This window comes from Bradyrhizobium sp., from assembly GCF_016462955.1.
Taxonomy (GTDB): domain Bacteria; phylum Pseudomonadota; class Alphaproteobacteria; order Rhizobiales; family Xanthobacteraceae; genus Bradyrhizobium.
On record NZ_JAEMSD010000773.1, the window covers coordinates 1 to 2,219 of the forward strand.

The window sequence follows — 2,219 nt, forward strand, 5'->3', positions numbered from 1 at the left end:
CAGGTGCTGTCGGCGGCGCGTTCGCTCTCGGCCGACAGCAACCGGCTGAAGCAGGAGGTGGCCAAGTTCCTGGGCTCGGTGCACGCCGCCTGAAGGCAAAGCCAAGAGGCCACGCGCATGCGCGTGGCCTCGACGTCGAAAGTGACGTGATCAGGCGACCTTGGTCGTCATGTGCTTGAACATGTTGGCGCGCGCCTCGTCGTCCATCTCGGCCTTGAAGGTGAACTTGTCCTTCAGCGCGATCGCGCGCGCCGCCGCCGGGCGCGCCGAGATCTCGTCGACCAGCCGCTTCACGTTCGGGTAGCGCGCAAAGGCGTCGTCGCCGAGCTTGAACGGTACCATGCGCGCCCAGCCCCACAGCGCCATGTCGACGATCGAATAATCGTCGCCGACCATGTAGCGGCGGTCTTTGAGGTGACCGTCGAGAATCCTGTAGTGGCGATCAGTCTCGTACTGGTAGCGGTTATGGGCGTAGTCGTGGTTCTGGTCCTTCGGCGCAAAGTGCTTGAAGTGCACGGCCTGGCCCGAATACGGCCCGACGCCGCTGGCCACGAACATCAGCCAGGACAGCAATTCGGCGCGGTGCGAGGGCAGGAACTTGCCGGTCTTCTCGGCGAGATAGAGCAGGATGGCGTTCGAGTCGAACACGATCGTCCCATTGTCGTCGATCGCCGGCACCTTGCCGTTCGGATTGACCTTGAGGTAGTCCGGCGCGAACTGCTCGCCCTTGCGGGTGTCGACCTTCACCGGCTCGTAGGCCAAGCCGGCCTCCTCCAGAAACAGCGCGACCTTGGTCGGGTTCGGCGACCCGTTGAAATAGAATTTGAGCATCACACATCTCCCCGATGTCTGTCGCCGCGTGCGGACGCGCGGCCTTTTTGGGTGAGCCTTGTGTTGCCTGAACCGCCGGCGAGAGCAACCGGCGAGTTTGCCGGGCGGTGTCTGCGCGCGACGCAGGTCAGGCGGCGTAACAAAAGACCGATTGCCGCCGTAATGACCATCGCCGCGCCGGTCTCCTCACAGCGGCGGCATTCGACCTTAGTTGTCATTCCGGGCTCTCGCTTCGCGAGTCCAGGAATGACGGAGGAGGAGGCCTACTCCGCCGCCATGCCGGCGCGGATCTCGGCGCGGAGCTCGTCGATCAGCTTGAGGCCCTTCTTGGTCTCGACGTGCCAGAAGGTCCAGCCGTTGCAGGCCTGTGCGCCTTGCGCCACCGCGCCGATGCGGTGGATCGAGCCGACCTTGTCGCCGAGCATGATGGCGCCGTCGGCGCGCACGAGGGCGCCGAGCTTCTTCTTGGCGTCGAACAGCTTGGTGCCGGGCATGATCATGCCGCGCTCGATCAGCTCGGAGAACGCCACGCGCGGCGCCTCGCGCGCGGTCATGAACGGGGCGAGGCTCTCTTCCGGCAGCGGTTCGACCCTGGTGATACGCGCCTCCGCGGCCTTGGCGTAGGTCTTGTCGCGTTCGAAGCCGATATAGGAGCGGCCGAGGCGCTTGGCGACGGCGCCGGTGGTGCCGGTGCCGTTGAAGGGATCTATCACGAGATCGCCGGGCTTGGACGAGGACAGCAGCACACGCGCCAGCAGGCCTTCCGGCTTCTGGGTCGGATGCACTTTCTTGCCGTCGGCGCCCTTGAGACGCTCCTCGCCGGTGCAGAGCGGGATCAGCCAGTCGGAGCGCGCCTGCACGTCCTCGTTGGCCGCCTTCAGCGCCTCGTAGTTGAACGTGTAGCCCTTGGCCTTCTCGTCGCGCGCGGCCCAGATCATGGTCTCGTGCGCGTTGGTGAAGCGGCGGCCGCGGAAATTCGGCATCGGGTTGGTCTTGCGCCAGACGATGTCGTTCAGGAGCCAGAAGCCGAGGTCCTGCATGATCGCGCCGACGCGGAAGATGTTGTGATAGGAGCCGATCACCCAGATCGTCGCCGACGGCTTCATCGCGCGGCGGGCGGCGAGCAGCCAGGCCCGGGTGAAATCGTCGTAGGCGGCAAACGAATCGAACTTGTCCCAGTCGTCGTCGACGGCATCGACGTGCGATTCGTCGGGGCGCTTGAGATCGCCCTTGAGCTGGAGATTGTAGGGCGGATCGGCGAACACGAGATCGACCGAACCTGCCTGCAGCTTCGACATCTCGGCGACGCAATCGCCGAGGATGATGCGATGCGAGGCGGACTCAAAATTTGAGCGGGGCGCCATTGCAGACGCCCCGCGACGCGACTC

Annotated in this window: 2 protein-coding genes; both read right to left on the minus strand. The window is 65.1% G+C overall.

Features of this window, described 5'->3' with window-relative positions; translation table 11 throughout:
* Window positions 1-150: 150 nt before the first annotated feature.
* The gene (locus JHD07_RS38185; RefSeq protein ID WP_291631626.1) at window positions 151-831 is read right to left on the minus strand and encodes a glutathione S-transferase family protein; all 681 of its coding nucleotides are present in this window, start codon (window positions 829-831) and stop codon (window positions 151-153) included.
* Between the two features lie 263 nt (window positions 832-1,094).
* A partial coding sequence (locus tag JHD07_RS38190; RefSeq protein WP_291631628.1) for a site-specific DNA-methyltransferase occupies window positions 1,095-2,219 on the minus strand: 1,125 nt, incomplete at its 5' end.